Source organism: Streptococcus sp. 32226D021BW (assembly GCF_053545015.1).
In genome coordinates this window covers 1-1,095 of sequence record NZ_JBPPVC010000037.1, presented here as the reverse complement: position 1 = coordinate 1,095, position 1,095 = coordinate 1, and the positions used below count along the sequence as shown (strand labels likewise).

Sequence of the window (1,095 nt, the reverse complement as noted above, 5' to 3'; positions counted from 1 at the left end):
CAAATCGAAGATTCATAGACGACATTAGACGAACCTATGATCACTTAATGGATTTACGATTCGGCAGTCAAAGCAAGTCTGGCCTAAGTTTTGAGCGTTTCGTCATGTTTACCAAGTTCAAGATTAACGGGGACGCAGACGAGCCCTACGTTGACGTTGAGGTGTATCGTGATGCAATTCCCTTGTTAAACAATCTTGAAAGCTGGGTACGTTACGCTCTGATTGAATTTAGGGACTTGAAAAGTAGCTACACAAAAACCATGTTCCGCTTACTAAAAGGCTATCGTACCACCGGATACGCCTATTTCTCCAAAGCCGAATTTAACGAGTTACTGGACGTCCCTAAAAGCTACAAACAGGGAGATATAAACAAAAAAGTTCTTACTCCTATCCGAGAAGAATTAACTCCTCTTTTTCGTGGCTTAACCATCCGCAAAAAATACGGCAAGGGACGGGGTAAACCGGTCATCGGCTATTCTTTCGCGTGGAAACCCCAACGCAAAGACGCCGAAGACGTCCACGTCAGCAAAACTGAACGGCTAAATAAAGCGCGCTTCAATATCGAGCACAACGGTGAACTGACTGACAAAGAAAAGTGGCGGGCAATCGATAAAATAAGGGGTCTCAAACTAGGGACGACTGAAGCTGAACATGAGCAACAAGCTCAACAGAAACGCGAAGAACAGATACGAGCAGACGAGCGCAAGAAAATTTTAGATAGCCTAACCAAACGCAGATAATTCACTAGAAATAATTTTAGTTGGGCTTGATTTTGTTGTCGCCACCGGCGACTTCTGATACAGAGAATTTAGCACAAACACCATCAATTTAAATTGTGGTGTGTAAGTGCGCATTGACCTCGTTTCACTCGGCCTACTGATTCCCTTTAAATTGCTTTTAGTGTGTGCCTATCGCTCTGCTCAAATAAAACTAACCACGTCAATTAGAACCTGTAAAAACACCTCTGCTTTTAAAAAAAAAAAAAGATTACATTGTAACTTTTCAAACTCTCCTTCAGCCAGATTCAGATAACCATATCCTATGCCTCATAATAACCGCCTCCGCCATATCCCATCCCCTTGTTGCATCTAGACA

The 1,095-nt window shown here is 42.6% G+C and carries 1 protein-coding gene; it reads left to right on the top strand.

The genetic code is table 11. The features are described from left to right. The coding region (locus ACEE44_RS10315) for a replication initiation protein (RefSeq protein WP_449172165.1) at positions 1-740 on the top strand (740 nt) is incomplete at its 5' end. Between the last annotated feature and the right edge of the window lie 355 nt (positions 741-1,095).